General features: G+C 68.5%; 29 protein-coding genes and 3 tRNA genes. 7 read left to right on the forward strand and 25 right to left on the reverse strand.

The annotated features are described in order from the left end of the window. Positions 1-23 precede the first annotated feature (23 nt). Positions 24-887 (forward strand): alpha/beta fold hydrolase, encoded by an 864-nt coding sequence (locus NL114_RS19205; RefSeq protein WP_254822528.1) that lies wholly within the window; start codon positions 24-26, stop codon positions 885-887. A 73-nt stretch (positions 888-960) separates the two neighbouring features. Here NL114_RS19205 and trxA read toward each other — a convergent pair whose 3' ends face one another. Beyond that, the gene (trxA, locus tag NL114_RS19210; RefSeq protein ID WP_254822529.1) at positions 961-1,395 is read right to left on the reverse strand and encodes a thioredoxin; all 435 of its coding nucleotides are present in this window, start codon (positions 1,393-1,395) and stop codon (positions 961-963) included. Between the two features lie 173 nt (positions 1,396-1,568). On the opposite strand from trxA, the gene NL114_RS19215 reads away from it, so the two are divergent. Beyond that, positions 1,569-1,874, forward strand: a complete 306-nt coding sequence (locus NL114_RS19215) for a PRC-barrel domain-containing protein (RefSeq protein ID WP_254822530.1) — start codon at positions 1,569-1,571, stop codon at positions 1,872-1,874. Positions 1,875-1,907: 33 nt separating this feature from the next. Here the strand turns inward: NL114_RS19215 and NL114_RS19220 are convergent, their stop codons facing one another. Continuing rightward, positions 1,908-3,377: a DHH family phosphoesterase gene (locus NL114_RS19220; protein WP_254822531.1), complete on the reverse strand. Its 1,470-nt coding sequence runs from the start codon at positions 3,375-3,377 to the stop codon at positions 1,908-1,910. A gap of 187 nt (positions 3,378-3,564) precedes the next feature. Between NL114_RS19220 and NL114_RS19225 the strand changes: the two genes are divergently transcribed. The 3 genes from NL114_RS19225 to NL114_RS19235 all read left to right on the forward strand — a co-directional run bounded on the left by NL114_RS19225 (position 3,565) and on the right by NL114_RS19235 (position 4,633). Further along, positions 3,565-3,638 (forward strand) — tRNA-Lys (locus NL114_RS19225). Positions 3,639-3,968: 330 nt separating this feature from the next. Further along, complete coding sequence (locus NL114_RS19230) at positions 3,969-4,157, forward strand: hypothetical protein (protein ID WP_254822532.1); 189 nt, start codon at positions 3,969-3,971, stop codon at positions 4,155-4,157. A gap of 8 nt (positions 4,158-4,165) precedes the next feature. Continuing rightward, the gene (locus NL114_RS19235; RefSeq protein ID WP_254822533.1) at positions 4,166-4,633 is read left to right on the forward strand and encodes a hypothetical protein; all 468 of its coding nucleotides are present in this window, start codon (positions 4,166-4,168) and stop codon (positions 4,631-4,633) included. Positions 4,634-4,816: 183 nt separating this feature from the next. On the opposite strand, the gene NL114_RS19240 is transcribed toward NL114_RS19235, so the two are convergent. From NL114_RS19240 to NL114_RS19260, 5 genes are all read right to left on the reverse strand, one after another. After that, positions 4,817-5,236 carry a group I intron-associated PD-(D/E)XK endonuclease gene (locus NL114_RS19240; RefSeq protein ID WP_254822534.1) on the reverse strand — a complete coding sequence of 140 codons (420 nt, stop codon included), beginning with the start codon at positions 5,234-5,236 and terminating at the stop codon, positions 4,817-4,819. A gap of 267 nt (positions 5,237-5,503) precedes the next feature. Continuing rightward, positions 5,504-5,692, reverse strand: coding sequence for a hypothetical protein (locus tag NL114_RS19245; RefSeq protein ID WP_254822535.1), 189 nt, complete (start codon positions 5,690-5,692; stop codon positions 5,504-5,506). Positions 5,693-5,942: 250 nt separating this feature from the next. Then, positions 5,943-7,430, reverse strand: coding sequence for an IMP dehydrogenase (gene guaB / locus NL114_RS19250; RefSeq protein WP_254822536.1), 1,488 nt, complete (start codon positions 7,428-7,430; stop codon positions 5,943-5,945). A gap of 115 nt (positions 7,431-7,545) precedes the next feature. Continuing rightward, positions 7,546-8,451: an MBL fold metallo-hydrolase gene (locus NL114_RS19255; protein ID WP_254822537.1), complete on the reverse strand. Its 906-nt coding sequence runs from the start codon at positions 8,449-8,451 to the stop codon at positions 7,546-7,548. A 67-nt stretch (positions 8,452-8,518) separates the two neighbouring features. Continuing rightward, positions 8,519-9,526, reverse strand: a complete 1,008-nt coding sequence (locus NL114_RS19260) for a DUF7064 domain-containing protein (RefSeq protein ID WP_254822538.1) — start codon at positions 9,524-9,526, stop codon at positions 8,519-8,521. 64 nt (positions 9,527-9,590) lie between these two features. Between NL114_RS19260 and NL114_RS19265 the strand changes: the two genes are divergently transcribed. After that, the gene (locus tag NL114_RS19265) at positions 9,591-10,730 is read left to right on the forward strand and encodes a phosphotransferase family protein (protein ID WP_254822539.1); all 1,140 of its coding nucleotides are present in this window, start codon (positions 9,591-9,593) and stop codon (positions 10,728-10,730) included. A gap of 7 nt (positions 10,731-10,737) precedes the next feature. Here the strand turns inward: NL114_RS19265 and NL114_RS19270 are convergent, their stop codons facing one another. From NL114_RS19270 to mvk, 3 genes are all read right to left on the reverse strand, one after another. Further along, a complete protein-coding gene (locus NL114_RS19270; RefSeq protein ID WP_254822540.1) occupies positions 10,738-11,124 on the reverse strand; it encodes a DUF7522 family protein in 387 nt (128 codons plus the stop codon). Positions 11,125-11,225: 101 nt separating this feature from the next. Further along, a complete protein-coding gene (locus NL114_RS19275; protein ID WP_254822541.1) occupies positions 11,226-12,023 on the reverse strand; it encodes an isopentenyl phosphate kinase in 798 nt (265 codons plus the stop codon). Next, positions 12,020-13,012: a mevalonate kinase gene (mvk, locus tag NL114_RS19280; protein ID WP_254822542.1), complete on the reverse strand. Its 993-nt coding sequence runs from the start codon at positions 13,010-13,012 to the stop codon at positions 12,020-12,022. Before mvk ends, NL114_RS19275 begins: the two co-directional genes overlap by 4 nt. A gap of 109 nt (positions 13,013-13,121) precedes the next feature. On the opposite strand from mvk, the gene NL114_RS19285 reads away from it, so the two are divergent. Beyond that, entirely contained in the window at positions 13,122-13,670 is a 549-nt protein-coding gene (locus tag NL114_RS19285; protein ID WP_254822543.1) for an NUDIX hydrolase, read from the forward strand. 137 nt (positions 13,671-13,807) lie between these two features. Here the strand turns inward: NL114_RS19285 and rpsB are convergent, their stop codons facing one another. From rpsB to NL114_RS19360, 15 genes are all read right to left on the reverse strand, one after another. Next, positions 13,808-14,596 carry a 30S ribosomal protein S2 gene (rpsB, locus tag NL114_RS19290; protein WP_254822544.1) on the reverse strand — a complete coding sequence of 263 codons (789 nt, stop codon included), beginning with the start codon at positions 14,594-14,596 and terminating at the stop codon, positions 13,808-13,810. Further along, positions 14,593-15,792 carry a phosphopyruvate hydratase gene (gene eno / locus NL114_RS19295; RefSeq protein ID WP_254822545.1) on the reverse strand — a complete coding sequence of 400 codons (1,200 nt, stop codon included), beginning with the start codon at positions 15,790-15,792 and terminating at the stop codon, positions 14,593-14,595. The genes rpsB and eno overlap by 4 nt, the downstream gene beginning before the upstream one ends. Continuing rightward, positions 15,789-15,986, reverse strand: coding sequence for a DNA-directed RNA polymerase subunit K (locus NL114_RS19300; protein WP_434084099.1), 198 nt, complete (start codon positions 15,984-15,986; stop codon positions 15,789-15,791). Before NL114_RS19300 ends, eno begins: the two co-directional genes overlap by 4 nt. Continuing rightward, positions 15,983-16,177, reverse strand: a complete 195-nt coding sequence (locus NL114_RS19305) for a DNA-directed RNA polymerase subunit N (RefSeq protein WP_254822546.1) — start codon at positions 16,175-16,177, stop codon at positions 15,983-15,985. Before NL114_RS19305 ends, NL114_RS19300 begins: the two co-directional genes overlap by 4 nt. Before the next feature lie 42 nt (positions 16,178-16,219). Continuing rightward, positions 16,220-16,618 (reverse strand): 30S ribosomal protein S9, encoded by a 399-nt coding sequence (locus NL114_RS19310; RefSeq protein WP_254822547.1) that lies wholly within the window; start codon positions 16,616-16,618, stop codon positions 16,220-16,222. A 5-nt stretch (positions 16,619-16,623) separates the two neighbouring features. Beyond that, the gene (locus NL114_RS19315) at positions 16,624-17,064 is read right to left on the reverse strand and encodes a 50S ribosomal protein L13 (protein WP_254822548.1); all 441 of its coding nucleotides are present in this window, start codon (positions 17,062-17,064) and stop codon (positions 16,624-16,626) included. Continuing rightward, positions 17,061-17,417 (reverse strand): 50S ribosomal protein L18e, encoded by a 357-nt coding sequence (locus NL114_RS19320; protein ID WP_254822549.1) that lies wholly within the window; start codon positions 17,415-17,417, stop codon positions 17,061-17,063. Before NL114_RS19320 ends, NL114_RS19315 begins: the two co-directional genes overlap by 4 nt. A 29-nt stretch (positions 17,418-17,446) precedes the next feature. Then, positions 17,447-17,531: transfer RNA gene (locus NL114_RS19325), tRNA-Leu, on the reverse strand. 227 nt (positions 17,532-17,758) lie between these two features. Further along, a complete protein-coding gene (locus tag NL114_RS19330) occupies positions 17,759-18,520 on the reverse strand; it encodes a DNA-directed RNA polymerase subunit D (protein ID WP_254822550.1) in 762 nt (253 codons plus the stop codon). Position 18,521: 1 nt separating this feature from the next. Further along, positions 18,522-18,920, reverse strand: a complete 399-nt coding sequence (locus NL114_RS19335; protein WP_254822551.1) for a 30S ribosomal protein S11 — start codon at positions 18,918-18,920, stop codon at positions 18,522-18,524. Further along, positions 18,917-19,441 carry a 30S ribosomal protein S4 gene (locus tag NL114_RS19340; RefSeq protein ID WP_254822552.1) on the reverse strand — a complete coding sequence of 175 codons (525 nt, stop codon included), beginning with the start codon at positions 19,439-19,441 and terminating at the stop codon, positions 18,917-18,919. Before NL114_RS19340 ends, NL114_RS19335 begins: the two co-directional genes overlap by 4 nt. Then, entirely contained in the window at positions 19,441-19,974 is a 534-nt protein-coding gene (locus NL114_RS19345) for a 30S ribosomal protein S13 (RefSeq protein WP_254822553.1), read from the reverse strand. Before NL114_RS19345 ends, NL114_RS19340 begins: the two co-directional genes overlap by 1 nt. Before the next feature lie 19 nt (positions 19,975-19,993). Next, positions 19,994-20,075 (reverse strand) — tRNA-Ser (locus tag NL114_RS19350). 177 nt (positions 20,076-20,252) lie between these two features. Beyond that, a complete protein-coding gene (locus NL114_RS19355) occupies positions 20,253-20,501 on the reverse strand; it encodes a DUF7976 family protein (RefSeq protein ID WP_254822554.1) in 249 nt (82 codons plus the stop codon). Continuing rightward, the gene (locus NL114_RS19360) at positions 20,498-21,556 is read right to left on the reverse strand and encodes an Mrp/NBP35 family ATP-binding protein (RefSeq protein WP_254822555.1); all 1,059 of its coding nucleotides are present in this window, start codon (positions 21,554-21,556) and stop codon (positions 20,498-20,500) included. Before NL114_RS19360 ends, NL114_RS19355 begins: the two co-directional genes overlap by 4 nt. Between the last annotated feature and the right edge of the window lie 102 nt (positions 21,557-21,658).

Raw genomic sequence — 21,658 nt, forward strand, 5'->3', positions numbered from 1 at the left:
ACCCCGGGGGCGAGATACCGGGCGTGACGGTTCACGACGAACGCATCGAGGCGGCCGGCGTGGGCATCCACTACCTCCGGGACGACCCGGCCGAGCAGGACGGGGGGCCGCCGGTGGTCCTGCTGCACGGGGGTATCGTGGATTCGGCGCGACTCTCCTGGGGCGGTATCATCGAGTCGCTGGCGGCCGAACTCGGCCGTCCGGTGCTGGCGCCCGACCTCGCGGGCTACGGCGACAGCGACCGGCCCGTGGCGGCCTACTCGACGGCCTACCACGTCGAGGTCGTCCGGGGGCTGCTCGACGCGCTCGGGCTGGCGCGTGTGGACCTCTGTGGCTGCTCGCTGGGCGGCGGCGTGGCGCTGGGCCTGGCGCTGGCCGACGACCGTGTCGAGCGGCTGGTCGCCATCGACAGCTTCGGCCTGGGGACCGAGCTATCGAGCGGCCGGCTGACGTGGGCGCTCGCGCAGGTCCCCCTGTGCAACCGGCTGTCGCTCGCGGTGCTCGCACGGTCGCGCCGACTGGCGCGGGCGAGCCTCGGGGGCATCGTCGTCGACCCGGGCGCCCTCCCGGACGAGGTCGTCGAGACGCTGTTCGACCTCCTCCAGCGCGAGGACCCCGGCCACCCGTTCCGGCAGTGGCGGTCGGCCGAGGTGACACGCCAGGGGTACGCGACATCGTACGTCCCGCTGCTGCCGGAGCTCCAGCAACCCGCGCTGTTCCTGCACGGCGCCGCGGACGAGGTGTTCCCGCCGGCGTGGTCGGAGCAAGCCGCGGAGCTCGCCCCCGACGGCGAGTGCGTGGTGCTGGACGACTGTGCACACTGGCCGCCGCGCGAGCGACCCGACGCCGTCGTCCAACACGTGTCGCGCTTCCTCGGCGAGGCGTGAGGGCAGGAGCCGTGCGGTCGCCAAGGTATCGCCCGGTCCTCTCGGACGAGAGCGCCGTCCGGTCGCCCGGCCGTCAGGCGGCCCGGATGGCGCTCACGTACGTGTTCTTGTCCTTGACGCCGACCCACTCCTGTGCGGGGTCGCCGTCGCGGAACAGGTACACCGTCGGGACGCCCCGGACGCCGTAGCGCTGCGCGAGTTGCTGGTTCGCGTCGATATCGATCTTGATGACCGTGGCGTCCTCCTCGGCGGCGATCTCCTCGATGGTCGGTGCGAGCATCTTGCAGGGCCCACACCAGTCGGCGTAGAAGTCCGCCAGCACCACGTCGTGCTCGGCGAGCACGGATTCGAGGTGGTCGGCACCGTCGATATGGATGGGGTCGGTGGCTCCGCCGTCGGTGACCGTTCCCCCCTCGTCGCCGCCCGTCTGCGAGAGCAGTTCCTCGCGCTTCTGCTCGCGGATGGTCTCGATCTCCTCGTCGTCGGGTCCGTCTCCTGACTCGCTCATACCCTCCCTAATGTCCGGCCGAGATTAAGAGCCTCGGGGTCGTGCCCGCTCGCCGCATTGCCGAACGCGGCGAACGCGTCTCGGGGGCGGGGACTCAGTGCCGTCGGACCGGGGACAGACGGGCGTCTGACGCGCGGGGAAGCTTGATAATCGGGGACCGCAACCGCCCGTCCATGACCGAGGAACCCCAGGAGATAACGACGCTGGTCGGTCGCGAGGTCTACTCGAACAACGGTGTCTTCGTCGGGCAGGTCGAGGACCTGCGCCTCGACGTCGACAGTCGTTCCGTGACGGGGCTGGCGCTCACCCAGCTCAACCGTGAGCTGTTCAACGAGGAGGTCAACGGGAGCCGCGGTGTCATCCTGCCGTACCGCTGGGTCCGGTCGGTCGGCGACGTCATCCTCGTGAACAGCATCGTCGAGCGGATGCACGGGACGAACGAGGAGGAGGAGCCGCTGGCCGTGGCCGGGTCGGCCTGACCCGGTTCTCGTCACCGGCGCGGAGCGCGGCGTTCAGGTGCCGTTCGAGGACTCGCCACCGCTCCCCCCCTCGACCTCCACGTCGACCCCCATCGCCTCGAACAGCTTCGTCTTCACCGCCTGCTCGGTCAGGTTCAACAGCGTCTCCCGGTTCCCACTGTTCCCCTCCAGTCCCGTGAAGATTCCCAGCGGGATCTCCGCCGTGGCGTCGGTCGAGTGCCCGCGTGCCTCGCCGATGCCCCCGAAGGCGTCCTCCAGCACGCTGCCGATGTTCATCCGGATGTCCTTCGAGCGCGCCGCGAGGTGGATGGTGTCGTCGGTGACCGCGAAGACGGCCGTCGTCGTGATGCCCTCCAGATTGAGGAGCTGCTGAGCGGCCTGCGAGACGGCGGTCTTGTCGCGGATGAACCCCGCGTTCGAGACGAGGTGCGAGCCCTGCACGTCGCGGTTCCGGATGGCCTCGGCGAGTACGTCCAGCGTCTCCGGCGAGAGCGACGGCGACTCGACCTGTTCGAGCGTGTCGTGGTTGGCGAACGGGTAGAGGTACGCCGCCGCGGTGAGGTCCGCCGGTGTCGTGTCGCGCTTGAAGTCCAGCGTCTCCTCGCGGATGCCGTACAGCAGCGCCGTGGCCACCTCCTCGCTCAGGTTGAGGTCGAACTCCTGGATGTACTTCGTGAGGATGGTCGAGGTCGAGGAGACGTTCGGTCGGATATCAGCGAACTCGGCCTCGTACTCCAGCTCCGGCTCGAAGTGGTCGATGAGGATGTCCGGCTGGCGCTCCAGTTCGTACTCCGTGACGCGGGCGTAGTCGACCAGCGCGAGGGTGTCGTAGGACGCGAGGTCGTCGTCGGCCAGCGGCGCGAGGTCGATGCCCAGGAGGTTGACGAACGCGCGGTTCTCCTGGTGACCGATCTCGCCCTCGTAGCGGATGTCGGCCTCGACACCGAGCGATTCGGCGATGGCCTTCAGCGCGACGGCGCTGGCGATGGAGTCGGGGTCCGGCGAGCGGTGCGCGAGGATAGCGAGTCGTTTCCCCTCGCTCAGCACCTCCGCGAGCCGCTCGGCGCGATGTTCCAGTTCGCCGGTCTCCAGCGCCCGGAGCGCCGAGTCCGCGATGACCTCGGAAGGGTTGATGACCACGTCGACGCCGAGTTCCGTGAGCTCGTCGGCTGTGACGGGGTCGGAGGCCCGAACGACGATGAACTGGTCGTCGCCCCGGGCCCGGATGTTCTCGACGGCGGCCTTGTTCGCCGACACGTCCGAGGACATGATGAGGATGACATCGCGGTCGCCGATGGCGTCGGCCACCTCCGGCTCCGCGATGTCGGCGGTCCGTGCGTCGAGGTCCTGGTCGCGCAGCGCCTCGACGCGGCCCTCGTCGTTGTCGAGGATGAGGACGTCCTTCCCCTCGGACTCGAGTTCCTCGGCCACGGCGTGCCCCACACTCCCGCACCCGAGGATGGCGTATGTAGACATCGAGGCCATCGAGACGGCGCTGCTCATACTGGCTGGCACTGCGGTGGCGTGCTACAAAAACCCCGGCTTCCCTTCCCAGACGGGATGTGGCGGTGGGGCCACGGCCGAGACCGGCCGACAACACCGGGCCGGGCGGCCGTTGTCGGAAGTGCGTAACGTGCCAGGGATGGGGAAACGCAACCCTTTAGCGTCGCACCTCGCTACCCGGTTGTGAGGGCTGATAGCTCAGCCAGGCAGAGCGTCTGGCTCTTAACCAGACGGTCGAGGGTTCAAATCCCTCTCAGCCCGTGATTCTGCGACGAACGAACGTGAGGAGCGAATCTCGACGTGAGAGGGATTTGAACCCCGCAAGTCGCGCACAGCGAACGCAGTGAGCGAGCACGTCTTGCTCCGGTTCACAATTCCTCTCAGCCCGCTCGATTTTCACACGGAGAGGAGCCAACCCCACCAGCCTGCCGTCTTTCGATTCTGATAGCCTCACCCGCGGCTCCCGAACTGAACCCGAACGGAGAACGAACGGCCACCGTCACACGATTTCAGCAGGCGAGGGGGCCACTCCCCTCCCGACCCCAGGCCACGGGGATAACGTTTTCACCGAGCAACCACCTACGAGGAGATATGACCGAGGAAGCCGCCGGAGCGTACGAGTGGGCCCGGCGGGCCGACACCACCGCCGAGGAAGCCTGGGAGCGGATCCAGGAACTCAACGAGTCCACCGACTGGGACCCAGAGCAGATGCTCGCGGCGATGGAGTCCGACCCCGACCAGCGAGCTGAAGAGGGTACCGAGCGCGGCGAGGCCCACTAATCTCTTCTGTGGACGTATACGACTCGAACGTCTGGGTCTGGGGACTCACCGAGAAGGCTCCCGCCGCCGTCGAGAAGATCGACGAAGTCCGGGCAGGTGACCGGTACGTCGGCATCAGCGCCTACATCCACGGCGAGGTGACCGAAGCCTTCAACCGGGCCGCCAGTGCTGAGAACTCCGAAATCCGGGAGATGAAGCGGGAGTTCAATGTCATCGTCGCCAAACGTCACAACGTCGAGTTCCCCGGCCACGAGGCCATCGGGAGCATGGACATCCACGAGGTACGACGCCAACAGCCCATCCGACTACTCGCGAGCGCCTGGGGTATCCAGGCGAAGGATGTCCCTATCATCATGTTCGCAGAGGAACTCTCAGGCGAGACTACCGTGTTCACCACCGACGACCCGCTTGCCGACTTCGATCCCGAACGCGCTGACGTCGACGGCGTCGTCGTCGAGCACATTCCGACGGCTTAGGATGTCAGCGTCTTCGCGTTGTTCTAGAGAAGTACGCAGAATCCGCAACCGTGGTCGCCACCGATACCGGTGAACCGCCCGTAAATCGACGTTTCAGTAGTTCGTTTGTCGACGGGTTGCGCGCTTCTACAGAAACATGAATCTCAGAAATCCTCTCAACATGCCGGAGTAGACACAACGGTATCAGTCGGATTCCACTCTGCTGATGGCCTCGCCGAACCGGTAATCGCTGATGTGATTAGCCCGATCCTGGTTTTCCTTAGAACCCATCCTCTCTAACTCTGTGAAGGTAACCCGCTGGCGCTTCCCACTCGCCTCGCTGACCGGAATATAGAATGTAGCTACCTCATCTTCCGAGTAGCCTGCGAGCAGATCGACGTACTCCTCATCGTATTGTCCTGCGTCAGCTTGGATGTAGTATCGATTCCCGTCCTCGATCTTCGCCGTCTTGACCTGAATTCTGTATAAAGCTCCGTCCTTGTCGACGATGAGGTCGTATTGATAATCGTGCCCGAAGGGGAACGACACGCCGTACCCCTTCATCATCAGTTCCGAAGCGACGGCTAATTCGGATTTCTCCCCTTGACGGGGGGCATTGGTCATGCTGCCAATCCCTGCTACGGTATTATAAACATTAACCGCAATCGATGGATCTCAGAGCCGATATACGTCCTCATCTCCACCAGGAACCGGACAGCCCTCACTTTGACTCCTGCTTCTAATCGGCCTCTGACTGCCCGGTCGCCTCCTGCTCGGCTCACTGCTTGACCTTCGGCGGGAATCCGGACCGCACCCGTGGTCTCTCGGATACGCTCACACCCTCTCGATTCTGCGCTTGTCGTCGCCAGTCAGTTTCCACCGCCCCACAGTTCAGTCGCTCGCCCGTAGCTCGACGACACGCCCCCGCGACTCGGGCTCCGCAGTCCGTGTCGGCAGCGTCGCGGTCACGACCTCGTGCTCCGCGTGGGCCTCGAAGAAGCTCGCACGGCCGGCGACATCGTCGGCGATCTGTTCGGCGGGGCAGGTCCGGCATACACAGTGGAACAGTCCATCGGACATGGCTCCACCGTCGGTACAAGCGGGTATGAAGGTAGTTACCAATGTCAGGCAGCTGAATTTACATTCAGGACTTCGGATAGAGTACCCTCGGCTGTCAGAGTCCATATGCGGCCAGTTCTCGCCTCGCAGGGCGGATGTCAGCGGCCGGGGTCGTCCCGCGGGAGAGGCGGCATCCTCCGGTCGTTTATGTCTCGGTGAGTCCGGATAGCGAGCGACTCGCGGCAGAAGGGGTTCTCGTTCGGGACGGTCGCTACTCGTTCTGCGGCGAGTAGTTCGGCGCCTCGTCGGTGATCATCACGTCGTGGGGGTGACCCTCGGTCTGTCCGGCCGCGGAGACGCGGACGAACTCCGAGCGCTCCTTGAACTCGGGGATGGTCTCGGCACCGACGTAGCCCATGCCGGACTGCATCCCGCCGACGAGCTGATGGAGCTCGTCCGCGAGCGGGCCCTTGTACGGGGTCGCCGCCTCGACGCCCTCCGGGACGTACTCCTCGTCCTCGTCGTCCTCCTTGAGGTAGCGGTCGCCGCCGCCGCTCTGCATCGCGCCGACGCTCCCCATCCCGCGGTACTGCTTGTAGCGCTTGCCGTTCATCGTGATGACCCGACCCGGAGCCTCGTCGGTGCCCGCGAAGTACGAGCCCAGCATGACGGCGTCCGCGCCCGCGGCGATGGCCTTGATGGCGTCACCGGAGTAGCGGATGCCACCGTCGGCGATGACCGGCACGCCCGCGGGGCCGGCCACGTCGGCGACCTCGGCGACCGCGGTCATCTGGGGCATCCCGGCGCCCGTCACGACGCGGGTCGTACAGATGGACCCCGGCCCGATGCCGACCTTGACACCGTCGGCGAAGTCGACGACGGCCTCAGCGGCCTCGCGCGTGCCGATGTTCCCGACGACGACGTCCGCGTCGACCTCGTTCTTGATGGAGCGGGCACTGTCGATGACGTTCGCGTTGTGCGCGTGGGCACAGTCGATGAAGAGGATGTCCGCGCCGGCGTCGTCGGCCGCGGTCGCGCGGTCCTCCTCGAACGGGCCGACGGCGACGCCGACGCGGAGGCCGCCCTGCTCGTCGTGGACGGCGTTGTCGTACTCCCGGCGGGCGAGGATGCCCTGCATCGTGACCAGGCCCGTGAGGCGGTCGTCCTCGTCGACGACGGGGACGCGCTCGATCTTGTGCTCGTACATGAGTTCGAGCGCCTCGCGGGCGCTGACGCCCTCCTGTGCGGTGACGACCTCGTCGGTCATCGCCTCGCGGACGGCGTCGGTCTCGCCGACCTCGAGGAACGGCCGGATGTCGGTCGCGGAGATGATGCCCAGGACGCGGTCGTCCTCGTCGACGACCGGCGCGCCGGAGACGCCCTCGCGGCCCATCATCGCGTCGACCTCGCTGACGGTCTGGTCCGGTTCCGCGGTCACGACATCGCGGATGACCAGTTCGTCGGCACGCTTGACGCGCTCGACGTGCTCGACCGTCTCCTCGACATCCATGTTGCGGTGGAGGACGCCGATGCCGCCCTGCCGGGCCATCTCGATGGCCAGGTCGGCCTCGGTGACGGTGTCCATCGCGGCCGAGAGGACGGGGATGTTGAGGTCGACGGACTTCGAGACGCTCGTCCGGGTGTCGGCCTCGTCGGGCTCGACACGGCTCTCCTTCGGGCGCAGGAGAACGTCGTCGAAGGTCAGCGCCTCCGGTACACGAAGCTTCTCCGAGAACGGCTGTGGAGCGTCGTTCGCCATGTCAACGGTGCGGTGTGACCGCCCAAAAACGTTGTGCGACCCGTCGAGCCACGGGAGAGGTGGGCACACCACGGGCCCCCACACGGGGGCGGCAGCCGACACCCGTTCCGGTCGCTCAGCGCGAGACCTCGATGCCGTCCCCCTCGACCGCCACCGAACACTCGCCACGCTCCTCGAGGTGGCGGGCGTACTCGTAGACGACCATCGTGAGGAAGCCGACGGCGGCGCCCTCCGCCCCCAGCACATCGCTGGCGAACTCGCGGGCGAAGAAGCTGCCGCGGTCGTCGAGCCAGTCCAGCAGTCGGGACTCCGTCCGCTCGGCCTTCGCGAGGCAGTCATCGATGCGCTCGCGGGGGTTCTCCATCGGCGGCCCGTGCATCGGGACCAGCCGGTCGGCCTCCAGCGCCCGCAGCCGCCGGAACGACTGCTTGTAGTCGCCGATATCGCAGTACAGCGGTGCGTACATGAAGTGGCCGTTCTCCGAGACGATGTCGCCCGGGAGACAGGTGCCCGAGGGTTCGTGCCAGAAGGTGGCGTGCTGTCCGGAGTGGCCCGGCGTCGAGAGCACGTCCAGTTCGTACTCGCCCAGCCGGACCGTGTCGCCGTCGGCGAGGACGCGCTCGAACTCGATGCGGTCCTCCTGGTACTCCCGGTCGACCGGGAAGTAGCTGTCCCACATCGAGTCCGTCGCGCCCAGACCGGCACAGAGCCGCGTCATGTCCGCGCGCGCCTCCAGCAGGTACTCGCGGTAGTCGTGGACGATGAACGGGACGCCCTCGAGCGCGACGTGGGGCAGGTCGGCGAGTTCGTCGAGTACCTCGGAGCCGCCGACGTGGTCGATGTGGGGGTGCGTCAGGACGACGCGCTCGACACCGCCGAGTCGGTCGGGGTCCGATAGCGCCTCGGCGAGGGCCTCGGCCGAGCGGACGTGTCCGGTGTCGATGAGCGTGTCGCCGACCCGGAGGACGTTGACGCTCGGGCCCCAGGTGGGTTGCGGGAACTCGAACCGCTGGATATCCATGGCGTCCCCAGTCCCGGGAGGGACTAATCGCTTGCCGTGACCGTGACGGAGGCCGTGGCTGGGCGGCTCAGTCGGCGCCGAGTTGCGTCATGTTCTCCAGCCACCCCCGCCCGGCGACCTCGCCGTCCTTCCGCTGTTCGAACGGCGACCGGTTCAGCACCGCCCGGTGGCCCGTCTCCTCGTCGGTCCAGTCGACAGGTGTCGTCGCGCCCGGGTCGACGGCGAGGTCGGCGCTCCCCCCGTCCCAGCCGAGCGTGAGGTCGATGGTCGGCGCCGCGCCGTCGTTCATCCAGGTCCGACCCGTCTCGACACCGAACGCCGGGTCGGCCGACAGGTCGGCGTCCGTGATGGTGTGGACCTCGTCCCCGTCGAACCAGAACCCGTTGGTGATGACCGGGTCCATCTCGCTGGGCCCGTAGCCGGCGGCCCACGCCGAGAGGTGGTTGTACGCCGAGCCGTCGTCGAACGAGCCCGATATCCAGAGCCACTCGCCGTCGGTCCAGTCGCGCCGGCCCCAGGAGTGGTCACGCTCGCCGGGGCCCTCCAGCGCGAGCGTCCGCGCGTCCTCGCCGGTCCCGACCGTGGCCGTCCCCTCGACCTCGGTGGCGACCTCGTAGCGGTCCTCGTCCTCGCCACCCGGCCAGTCGGTACCCCCCGAGTACAGGAACGGCTCGTGTCGGGCGTGGGTCACGAGCTCGACCTCGATATCGACCGGCTCCCCCGCGCCCGCGACGACCTCGCCGGCGTCCTCGCAGCGCGCGGCGGTCCCGCCGAAGGCGACGCGCCAGTCCCGGCCGACCTCCTCGGGCACCATCTCGAAGGAGAGATCCGGCGCGTCCACGGTCAGCCCGTGGACGTGCCGGAGGTCGACCTCGTCGTCACGCAGCCGGTAGACGGTCGCATCCGGGCCCGTCCCCTCCAGCAGGTACGCGAAGACGTTGGCCGCGTCGCGGTTGGGGTAGAAGCCGATGCGGGCGTGTGCGGCCACGCCGTCACCGACGACATCGAGGTAGTGGCTCTCGGACCAGAACTCGCCGTCGCCGGGCGCGTGGAAGAACTCGTGCCGTGCGTCCATGTCCGGTGCTGCGGTGGATGGGGGATAACGTTTACCACGGGTGGCCCCGCGCTGTAGGGAAGCCATGGACATCGAGGCGCACGCGGACCGGGTCGGGGACGGGACAGCGCTCGCGGCGGAACTGGAGACGGCCTTCGGGCCGGCCGAGACGGCCGGCATCCGTGAACTACCGGGTGGGAACGCCAACGACACGCTCCTCGTCGAGTGGGGCGACGAGTGCTACGTCGTCCGCATTCCGCCGACCTCGACGCCGGCGCCGGAGATGCTGGCCGACGTGGGACGGGAGTACGCCGCGCTCGCGGCCGTTGCGGAGACAGACGTCCCCGCTCCTCGCCTGCTGCACCGCTGCCGCGACGAGTCGGTCGTCGGAGACGAGTTCTTCGTGATGGAACTGCTCGACGGGGAGGTCATCGAGGACCGGGTTCCGGACCGGTTCGATTCGCCGGCCGCCCGGGAGCGCATCGTCGACGAGACGACCGACGCGCTCGCGGCGTTGCACGACGTGCCCGTACCGGACGCGTTCGACGCGGACCCCGACACACCGGAGGCGTACCTGGAGCGGGAGCTGCGGACCTACCGCGACCAGCTCGCCTGGGCCGAGGAGCGTACGGCGGAGGAGCGACGGGTGAGTGGCCTGCACGAACTCGCGGACCGGCTGGAGGAGCGTCTCCCCGAGCGCCCCGCGGACGCGACGGCGTTCGTCCACGGTGACTACAAGCCGGACAACCTCATGTTCGCCCCCGGCGACGAGGCCGACCTCGTGGGCGTGCTGGACTGGGAGATGGCCGCCCGGGGCGATCCGCTGGCGGACGTGGGCTGGCTCCTCTCGTACTGGGAGCAGGACTCGGACCCGTCCATCATGACCGACGAGGTGCGCGAGCGGTACGGCGACCACAACTACTTCGAGATGCTCCGGGTGTTCGTCGAGGACTACTCCGGGTTCACCAGCCACCCGGACTCGCCGGGGCGCGGCCACATCGTCGACCGCTACGAGGAACGGACGGGCCGAGAGTACCGCCACGACGAGTTCTACCGCGCGCTCGGAACGCTGAAACTGGGTGTCATCACGGAGGGGTTCTTCCGGGCGCATCTCGATGACTCCCCGAACGCGAAGCCGACGTATCCCGTGATGCGGATGGTGCCGTTCGTGCTGGCCGAGCAGGGCCGACAGATTCTGGATGGCGAGGTCCCGCTCCGGGGGTGAGTCCCGACTACTCCCCGTCGAGAATCGAACCGACCGCGGCGGCGACCTCGTCGAAGTCCCGGAGTGTGAGCCCGTCGGTCGTCAGGAACACGCCCTCGTCGGCGGTCGTGATCCGACACAGGAACCCGTTCTCGAAGACCCGGATGGTGTACTCGTAATCCCCGAGTTCGGAGTCACGGTACGCGGTGTTGGCCTGGAAGCCGAGGCTCTCGTGCTCGACGAATCCGGACAGGTCCGCGTCCGAGTCGAGGTCCGAGCGGAGGTACAGCTGCCTGAAGTCGTCGAGTGTGAAGTACGTGACCGACCGGACCTGGTCGCCGACCGTCGTCCGGCAGGCACTCACGAGTTCCGAGGACCGGGGGTCGTCTATCGAATCACCCTCGTGTACCGACATCTGTGGTTCACCTATCGTGGGTATTGTTCTCACTGAACATAGATTTGTCTGCCACCACGATCACGGGACCCAGCGACCCGGAGGAGAGCAGCGAGGGCGGTTCACTCCCCGCCGTAACTGAAGTACGAACCGGCGACCAGCGTTCCGGGGGATTCCCCTGCCAGGAACGCGTCCAGGCCGTCGAGGTCGAAGACGGACGCCGGAGTGCCGAGGTCGAGCAGCGTCCGGACCTTCGCGGCCATCCCGCCCGTCACGTCCGTCGCGGCGCTCTCGCCGAGCACGTCCGCGACATCGTCGAACGCCTGGATGCGCTCGATGACCGCGCCGTCCCGATCCAGCACGCCCGGTACGTCCGAGCAGAGGCCGACGCGGTCGGCATCGAGGCCCTCGGCGAGTTCGGTCACGAGTTCGTCGCCCGAGACGACCGTCACGCCCTGGCCGGCCGTCGCGACCACGTCGCCGTGGAGGACGGGTACGAACCCCTCCGCGAGGAGGGCGGCCACGGCACCGGCCGGCTGCTGGAACTCGCCGCCGACCCGGTAGCCGGTCGAGAACGGCGCTACCTGGACCGCGGGCACCCCGGCGTCGGCCAGCGTGTCGACGACCGCGCGGTTGAGGTCGCGCATCGCGCCGTGGATGTCGCGGACGGCGCTGGCGTCGTGGGTACCGTCGCTGGTGGTGACGCCGTAGCGCTCGGCGCTCGGGTGGCCGAACGAGCCGCCACCGTGGACGACGACGAGTTCGGCCGGCTCGGGCGTGGTCCCGTCACCCTCGCTCCGGTCGCGTCCGTGGACCGCGCCGACCGCGTCCGCGGCCCGTTCGAGCCGTCCCGTGTCGACCTGCTCGACGGCCCCCTTGTCGGTGACGACGCTCCCGCCGAGTTTGAGGACGGTGGTCATGCCTCCCTCCGGACACCGTCGGTGTCGAGTTCGGCCCGGAACGCCTCCTCGCAGCCGGGCGTGTAGTCGAGCGCGGTCTTCGCGCCCTCGCTGTCGTCGAGCACGACGATGCAGCCACCGCCACCGGCGCCGGTGAGCTTCGCGCCGTAGGCGCCGGCCTCGCGGGCGGCCCACACCATCGAGTCCAGCGAGCGCGCGGAGACGCCCAGCGCCGACAGGAGGCCGTGGTTGAAGTTCATCAGCTGCCCGAGTTCGTCGAGCGGCGTGTTCTCGCCCTGGAGCAGCGTCTCGCCCTCCCAGACGAGGTCGCCGATGGCCTCCACCGTGTCGGCGGCGAACGGGTGTCGGTCCCGGAGTTCGCGGACGCCCGCGACGAGTTCGCCGGTGTCGCCCGCACCGCCGTCGTAGCCCACGACGAACGGGAGGTTGCCCACGCCGTCGAGTTGCCGGCGGTCGTCGCCCTGCACCCGGACGGCCCCACCCATCGTCGAGCAGAACGTGTCCGCCCGCGAGGCCTGGCCGTCCTGCACGTCGTGTTCGACCCGGAAGGCGCGGTCGGCGAGCGCCTCGCGGCCGAGTTCGGTCCCGAGTTCGCGCGCCGCCGCGTCGATGGCGGCCACGACCACCGCCGCCGAGGAACCCAGGCCGGCACCCAGCGGGATATCCGACTCGACGCTGATGTCCAGTCCCGCGTCGGGTGCCTCGGCCGCGTCGCGGGCCTGCTCGACGGCGCCGTCGAGGTAGCCCATCGCGGCCTCGACGAGGTTGTTCGGCACGTTCAGCTCCGGCGCGTCGCTCTCGCCGCCCCACGCGACGGTGAAGCCGTCGAGCGTGAGGTCGTCGGCGTTCACCCGGACGCGGTCGTCGTCGCGGCGCTCGACGGTCACACGCGCCCGGCGCTCGATAGCACATGGGACCGCAGGCTCGCCGTAGACGACGGCGTGCTCCCCGAACAGGTACACCTTCCCGGGGGCCGAGGAGACTGTCATACCCCCGCGTCGGGTGGGTGGGCACTTGACTCTGACCACACGAGCGGCGGTTGCCGGCCACGCCCTCCGAGCCGACACGCCCTTGCCGTCGCCGGTCCTCGACCGAGATGTGTACCGCTCGGGCGCCGCCGACCGACTCCGCCGCCACGTCGCCGCCCTCGTCAGCGACCTCGCCGCCGAACACGGTGAGCTGGACGTAGTCCGCCGGGGCTGGGAGTGCGAGGCCTCGTCGTACGACGCGCTGGCCGAGACGTTCGAGGCGTTCGACGTGGTCGGTGGCGCCACCGCACGCGTCCGCGACGCCGAGGGGCGCCTCCTGCTCGTTCGTCACGGAGACAGCTGGGCCGACCCGGGCGACGCCCGGCGCCCCGGCGAGGACTACCGCGAGTGCGCCCGTCGGGCCGTCGAATCGGCGACCGGCATCGAGGTCCGCCTGGACGACCTCTCGGAGGTCCACATCCACGTCGCCCGCGACCCGTTCGACCGCCCACCGCTCCCTGACCCGGCGCTCGTCTTCGAGGCCTCCCCCCGACGCGGCGGGAGTCCCGACCCCACGCCGGGCGACGGCGTCACCGAGGCCGGCTGGTTCGGCTCCGACGAGTTGCCCGACGACCTGCTGTACGGGGACCTGCGGCCGACGGCGCCGGACGCGCAGTGAGTTCCAGCCCAGATAAGACATATATTCGGACAGTCTGCCGATAGTATTCGGATCTCTCGCCGAAAGTCCCAGGTTATCGCCCTACCCGGCACTGTCGCTGGCCGGTCGATGGCTGGAGAACGAAAGTCGTCGCGCGTCTACAGTTCGGTCTCGAAGTCCTCGAGGGCGTAGGTCGGCTCGGCGCCGCGGTTGTCGAGCGTCTCGTTGGCCAGCAGCCAGTAGACGACCGACAGTGCCTTGCGCCCCTTGTTGTTGGACGGGACGACCAGGTCCACGTTGGACGTGGTGTTGTTGGAGTCGCACATCGCCACGACCGGGATGCCGACCGTGATGGCTTCCTTGACGGCCTGGCTGTCACCGATGGGGTCGGTGACGACCACGACGTCCGGCTCGATGTAGCCGTCGTACTTCGGGTTCGTCAGCGTACCCGGGATGAACCGGCCGGTCCGGGCACGGGCGCCGACGGCCTCGGCGAACTTCTCGGCCGGGAACCGGCCGTACTGTCGCGAGGACGCGACCAGGATCTGCTCGGGGGCGTAGTTCGAGAGGAACGATGCCGCCGTGCGGATGCGCTGGTCGGTCTGGGAGACGTCCAGCACGTACAGCCCGTCCGTGCGGACGCGATGGATGAACCGCTCCATCGATTTGGTCTTCTGCTGGGTCCCGATGTGGACCCCGTTCTGGAGGTACTCCTCGACCGGGATGAGGAGGTCGGCCTCCTCGTCCGGCATGACGTCCTCGTCGAGGACGGGCGTCTCCTCGGCCTCCTCGGCCTCGGCCGCAGCCTCGTCCTCGCCTGTCTCCTCGGCCGCCTCCTCGGCGGCGGGCGGTGCTTCTTCGTCGTCGACCTCGGCGACCTCGGCCGGCGTGTCCTCCTCGGACTCGGCGTCGGCGTCGGTCTCCAGGCCTTCCTCGTTGTCGCTCATGCGGATTCCTCGATTCTGATGAGTTCGTTCAGCTTGGCGGTGCGCTCGCCACCGACCGCGCCCGTCTTGATGAACGGGGCCGCGGTCGCGACGGCGAGGTGTGCGATGGTCGTGTCCTCGGTCTCGCCCGACCGGTGCGAGACGACGGCGTCGTAGCCCGCGCGGTGTGCGGTCTCGACGGCGTCGAACGCATCCGAGAGCGTCCCGATCTGGTTGGGCTTGACGAGGATGCTGTTGGCGGCACCCTGGTCGATGCCCTCCTGCAGGCGCGCGACGTTCGTGACGAACAGGTCGTCGCCACAGACCAGACAGTCGTCGACCCGTTCGGTCAGGTCGGCGAAGCCCTCGTAGTCGTCCTCGTCCAGCGGGTCCTCCACGTAGACGAGGTCGTAGTCGTCGACCAGGTCGGCGATGTAGTCGCGCTGCTCCGCGGGGGTGCGCTCGCGCTCGCCGTACCGGTAGACGCCAGCGTCGTTGTCGTACAGCTCGGCGCCGGCGACGTCCAGACCCATGCGGATCTCGAAGCCGACGGCCTCCTCGACCTGTTCGATGGCCTCGTCGACGATCTCGAACGCCTCGGCGTCGTCGATGCTGGGTGCCCAGGCGCCCTCGTCACCCTTGGCGGCCGGGATGTCCCGGTCGTCGAGGATGTCGGCGACGGCGGCGTGGACCTCGGCGTTCGCGAACACGGCGTCCGCGACCGAGGGGGCGCCGACCGGCGCGGCGAGGAACTCCTGGATGTGCGTGGCGTCGGCGGCGTGCTCGCCGCCGCCCACGACGTTGCCCAGCGGCGTCGGGAACTCGTTGCCGCGGAAGGCGCCACCGAGGTGCTGGTACAGCGGGGCGCCGAGCACGTCCGCGGCGGCCTTCGCCGCGGCCATCGAGATGGCGACGGCGGAGTTGGCGCCGATCTCGGAGAAGTCCTCGGTGCCGTCGGCCGCGCGGAGCGCGGCGTCGACCGACCGCTGGTCGCCGGCGTACACCTGCCCCTCGATACGCGGGACCGCCAGTTCGCGGGCGGCGGCGATGGCCTCGCCCGCCGGCCGCTCGACGGCCTCGTACTCGCCGGTCGACGCCCCGGAGGGCGCCGCGGCGCGGCCGTGACCGCCGGACTCCGTTCGGACCTCGGCCTCGACCGTGGGCGAGCCACGGGAGTCGAGGATGCGCCGGAGTCGCACCTCGGTGACGAGCGTCATGTCTCCTCGGCCCCCGGCTTGTCGCTCCGGCGGACGGTGAACGGGAGAACGCCCGCGTCGTACTCCTCGGCCGCGATGAGGATGGGCTCGGTCTGTTCCGTGTCGATGAGCACGGGCGCCCCGAAGGACACCTGCAGCGCTCGCGCGCCGATGATGCGTGCCTTCTCGTAGCGGTTGTCTGGTCCCGCCATCATTGATAGGGTGCCACCACGTCGACCAGGTCCTTGTGCGAGACGAGCATGCGGCGACAGCAGTGCCGCTCGACGCCGAGCTCGTCGAGCACCTGTTCGGGGTCGTCGTCCCCCTCGCGGGTTCGGGACTTGAACTCCTCCCAGTGCTCGCCGACGACCTTGCCGCACGTGAAGCAGCGGACGGGTACCATCATTGGTGTATCACCTTGTGTGTTGGATTCTGGGGTGTGCGGCTGTTAGCGGTACGACTTCTGGTAGCGGGCCCGTGCGCCGGGGCCGCCCCACTTCTTGGGCTCGGACTGACGCACGTCGTTGACCAGCAGCGAGCGGTCGAAGCTCATGTACGCCTCTCGCAGCTCGGCGTCGTTGGTGTGCTGGACCAGCCCGCGGGCGATGGCGGTCCGGGCGGCGTCTGCCTGCCCGGAGAAGCCACCACCCTGCACGGTGACATCGATGTCGACGCCCTCGCGGAGTTCGTCCTCGGCGATGCGGAACGGCTCCGTCATCTTGAGGCGGGCGAGTTCCGGCTCGACCAGCTCGACCGGCTGGGAGTTGATACGTACCTTGCCGCTCCCGTCCGTGACGGTGGCGCGGGCGACGGCGGTCTTCTTCTTGCCTGAGGTGTTCGTGACCATACTGGTTACCAGGTGACGTTGGCGCCGAGTTCCTCACTGATGTCGCCCAGCGAGGTGAAGCGGATGTTCGACAGCCGGTCCAGCGAGGTGCCCTCGATGACCTCGGCCTCCTCGTCGTCGTAGGGGTCGCCGACGTAGACCCGGACGCGCTCGAACGCCTCGCGCCCGCGGGTCGTCTTGTACGGCACCATACCACGGACGGCGCGCTTGAAGATGCCGTCCGGCCGCTTCGGGTAGTACGGCCCACGGTCGGAGCCAACGTCCCGGCGGCTGCGGTACTTCTCCATCGTCGACTCCTCGCGGCCGGTGATGACCGCGTCCTCGGCGTTGACGATGGCGACGCGCTCGCCGTCGAGCGCGCGCTCTGCGACCTCGCTGGCGACGCGACCCAGGATGCAGTCCCGTGCGTCGACGACGATATCGGCGTCGTACTCGGCGTAGCTCATCGGATCACCCGGACGTCGGAGCCCTCGTGGTTGCGGTCCAGTGCCTCTTCCAGTGTGATGGCCTCGCCAGCTGCGTCGATCTTCGTCTCGGCGGTGCCGGAGAAGTTCACGGCCGCCACCGTGACGTCCGTGCGGAGCGCGCCGGAGCCGAGCACCTTGCCCGGCACGACGATCGTCTCGTCGGGCTGGGCGTAGCGGTCGATGCGGCCCAGGTTGACCTCCGCGTGGGTGCGGCGCGGCTTCTCCAGCCGCTCCGCGATGTCGCCCCACACGTCGCCGCCCCCGTTGCGGGAGGCGGACTTGAGGTCGGCGATGAGGCTGGCGAGCCTCGGATTCGTCTTGTTACTGCTCATTGTTGTGCAAGTTCCGCAGAAGGGTGGAGTGCAGGGAGCAGGATTTGAACCTGCGGACCCCTACGGGACAGCGCCCTGAACGCTGCGCCGTTGGCCAGACTTGGCTATCCCTGCGCGCATCCACCCGTTCGGTGTATCCCTTCAAACCGCTTTCGGTCCCGTGGTCGGGGTCGGCACGGGTCACGACATCCAGCGTCCGCTCGTCGGCCCATGTACCCGTCGACGGCGCAGCCGTCGCGGGCGTCGGGCCCCATGCGAGCGCGTCGGTGCCGGCGAGGCCGGCGTGGAGTCGTGGGGTCACGGTTGTCGGGTTCATGTTGGTGTGTGTTCGGTTCGTCCGGTTACAGCTGGACGGCCTGTTCGAGTTCGTCCGCGCGGTCGGCGATGGTGTCGACGGCGTTCAGGACGAGGTTCTCGACCGAGAGCGAGCCGTCGCTCTCGATGCTGAACACGAACGCGTTCGGCACGTCGTGGACCTCGACCTCCTTGCCCGGGTAGCGCTTCGAGAGGTCGTGGTCGAACTCCTCTGTCGGCACGAGCTCGCCGTCCTCCTCGATGACGCCACGCAGGACGTTCGGTTCGTCCGCCTCGAACTCCTCGGCGTCACCGACGACCTCCACGGTCTGGAGGTGTCGGTAGCCGACGGCCACGCCACCCTGGTGCTTGGCGTGGGCCTTCCCGCGGTCCATCACGGCCTCGGCCTCGACCTCGAGGCGCTGGGGCGAATCCGCCCCCTCGGGGTACTTGAGGTCGATGATGGGGATGTTCTCGTCGGCGGGCTGGACCTGGTCGTCGGCGGAGACGAGGTCGCCCGAGTACGCGGTGTCGGGCCCCTCGACGTCGAGCGCGAGCGTGACCGTGTCGCCCTCCATGTAGTCGTCGGGCGTCGTCAGCGGGACGAGCCCGAGGCGGAGCGAGATCTGCTCGTCGAACATCACCGACGAGTTCTCGATGACACGGACGGTGTCGATGCTCAGCGTCGGCACGTCGGCCACGATGGCACGCCGGATGCCGTTGGCGAACGCCGGCGTGATGTTGCGGACGACGAACCGGGCGTCGCGTTCGTCCCGGTCGATGAACTCCACCTCGTAGTCCTCGCTCATGTCAGAACCCGCTGTTCTTGGGTGCCCGCGTCCCGTCGTGCGGGATGGGAGTCACGTCCTCGATGCGGCCGATCTCGAGACCGGCGCGTGCGAGCGCCCGGATGGTCGCCTGTGCGCCCGGGCCGGGGCTCTTCTGCAGGTTGCCACCGGGGCCACGCACCTTGACGTGCAGGCCCTCCAGGCCGGCGGCCTGGACCTCCTCGGCGACGACCTCGGCCATCTGCATCGCAGCGTACGGCGAGGCCTCGTCGCGGTTCTGCTTCACGACGGTCCCGCCGGAGGACTTGGCGATGGTCTCGGCGCCGGTCAGGTCCGTCACGGTGATGACGGTGTTGTTGAACGACGCGTAGACGTGGGCGACACCCCACCGGTCCTGTGGTACATCCTCTTCTGAGCTCATTCCTGCTCACCTGCTCGTTCGGGGTGGAGGTCGTCTGCCAGCGGACTGTTCTCGTCGAACTCGATGTGGTCCTCCTCGGCCACCTCGACGGTGTAGCCCGGTCGCGTGACGCGGGCGTCGCGCACGGTGACGTGCCCGTGGACGATGAACTGTCGCGCCTGGTCGGCCGTGTTGCCCAGCCCCTGGCGGTAGGCCACGGTCTGGAGTCGCCGTTCGAGGACGTCCGTCACGTCCAGCGCCAGCACGTCGCCCAGGCCGTCGTCGTCGCCCAGGACGCCGATACGGCGGAGTCGGGCGAGGAACTGGTCGCGGGCGCGCTCTGCGGCCGCGTCAGCTTCCGTCTGGCCCAGCAGCGAGCGGGCCTCGCGACGGAACGAACGAAGCGTCGACTGGGTCCGCCACAGCTCCTCCTTGTTCTTCAGGCCGTACCGGTCGAGCAGACTCGCCTCCTCGTCGATGCGCTCGCCCTGGTACGGGTGGTTCGGCGTCTCGTAGAACTTCGTGTTGCTACCGAGTGCCATTATTCTTCCTCACCCGCTGCGGCCTCCTCGGCCTGCTCTTCCTTGATCGCCTCGACGTTGACGCCGATGGTGCCCTCCGTCCGGCCGGTGGACTTCGTGCGCTGTCCACGGACCTTCTGGCCGCGCTCGTGTCGGACGCCCTTGTACGAGTCGATCATCTTCATGCGGTTGATGTCCTGACGACGCGTCATCTCGAGCTCGTTGCCGATCTGATGCGTCGTCTGTCCGCTGAAGTAGTCGTTCCGGTGGTTGTTCATCCAGTCGGGCACCTCGTCGGCGTACCCCTCGACCAGCTCGACGACGCTGTCGATGACGTCGTCGTCGAGCTTGCCGAAGACGGCGCGCCGGTCGACGCCTGCCTTCTCAGCGATGAGGCGGGCGGCCCGGTGCCCGATGCCGTTCATCTCGGTCAGCGACCGCTCGACGGACTTCGTGCCGTCGAGGTCGGTCTGTCCAATGCGTACGAAGTACCGGATGTCCTCCTCTTCCTCGGACTCCGTGTCCTCCGCCGCGTCTGGGTCTTCTGCACTCATGTCTTGTTGGTGTGGCTAGCGCGACGGCGGGGATTCGAACCCCGGAGGCTTGCGCCACAGAGTTAGCAACCCTGCGCCTTAGACCACTCGGCCACCGTCGCACTTGGCGTTCTGCCTGGTAGTTTCGCCCCGGACGAGCCGGAACTCGCGGGTGCCGGACACCCGCTACAGTGTTTGCGCTTGCTCGTACCGGGCAGGTGCATAAAAACGTAGTGATGCCGTCCGCGTGTGCGAGGCCGTCTCCCGGCGCTCCGTGTCGGATGCCGCGGCGCGCCCAATCAGTCCCGGTCCCGCTCCAGCGTCCCGCGCTCGCTCACCTGCAGGATGGTCCGCATGTTCCGGTAGATGGACTCGGGGTCCGTCTCCTCGTCGGGGTCGTAGAGGTCCGACACCCGGAACAGGATGGCCGCGACCCGTTCGGACTCGTCGTTGTCGCCACGGACCTCGCGGGCCACGTCGCGGAGCATGGCCGCACGCTCGGGGTCGTCGCTGGGCTGGTCGGGGCTCCCGGAACCGTCGTCGCTCACTGCTCCGGCGCGTTCGCCTGCTGCTGGTGTCGGCGCCGGTGGACGATGCCCTGCATGTCGGCGGCCGTGCGGACGAAGTCGCGGAACGACTCGCCCGTCTCGCTGTCGTCGTCGAGGACGACCGGTTTCCCCGAGTCGCCACCCTCGCGGACGGAGGTGTCCAGCGGGATGGAGCCGAGGAACGGCATGTCGTTCTCCTCGGCGAACCGCTCGCCGCCGCCCGCGCCGAAGATGTCGTGCGTGCTGCCACAGTCCGGACAGCGGAAGCCAGCCATGTTCTCGACGATGCCCAGCACGGGCGTGTCGTGCTTGCCGAACATCCGGAGCCCCTTGCGGGCGTCGTCGAGTGCAACCTCCTGCGGGGTCGTGACGATGACGGCGCCCGAGACGGGCACGGACTGGAGCATCGTCAGCTGGGTGTCGCCGGTGCCGGGCGGCAGGTCGACGACCATGTAGTCCAGCGCGCCCCACTCGACATCCTCCCACAGTTGGGTGATGACCTTGTGGACCATCGGACCCCGCCAGATGACGGGGTCGTCCTCGCCCAGCAGGAAGTCCATCGACATCAGCTTCATCCCGAACTTCTCCGGGGGGACCATCGTCTCGTCCTGAGTCGCCTTCGGTGCCTCGCCGGCGTCCAGCATCCGCGGGACGTTCGGGCCGTACACGTCGGCGTCGAACAACCCGACCCGAGCTCCGCGGTCCGCGAGTCCGGCCGCGAGGTTCACGGCCACGGTCGACTTGCCGACGCCGCCCTTCCCGGAGGCGACGGCGATGATGTTCTTCACGCCGGGGAGGATCTGGTCCTCGGCCGCGACGCCGCGGTCGACGTTCGCGGACAGCTCGACCGACAGCCCGAGCCCCGAGAGCGCCGCGCGGACCTCCTCGGCGATGCCAGTCTCGGTCGGCGAGTACGGTGCGCCCAGCGCGAGGTCGACCTGGATGGCGTCGCCCACGGTCACGTCGTTGACGAGCCCCAGCGAGACGATGTCGTCCCCGAGGTCCGGGTCCTCCACGGAGCGCAGCGCATCGAGAACCTCGTTCCGGTCTACCATTACCGGCGATAGGCCCCGTGCGAGCGATAAGGGTTGTGACGCGGTCCGCTCAGCGGCGGCGTCGCTGGAACGGCAGTATCCCGAGGGAGTTGCCGAAATCGT

This window comes from Haloglomus halophilum, assembly GCF_024298885.1.
Lineage (GTDB): Archaea > Halobacteriota > Halobacteria > Halobacteriales > Haloarculaceae > Haloglomus > Haloglomus halophilum.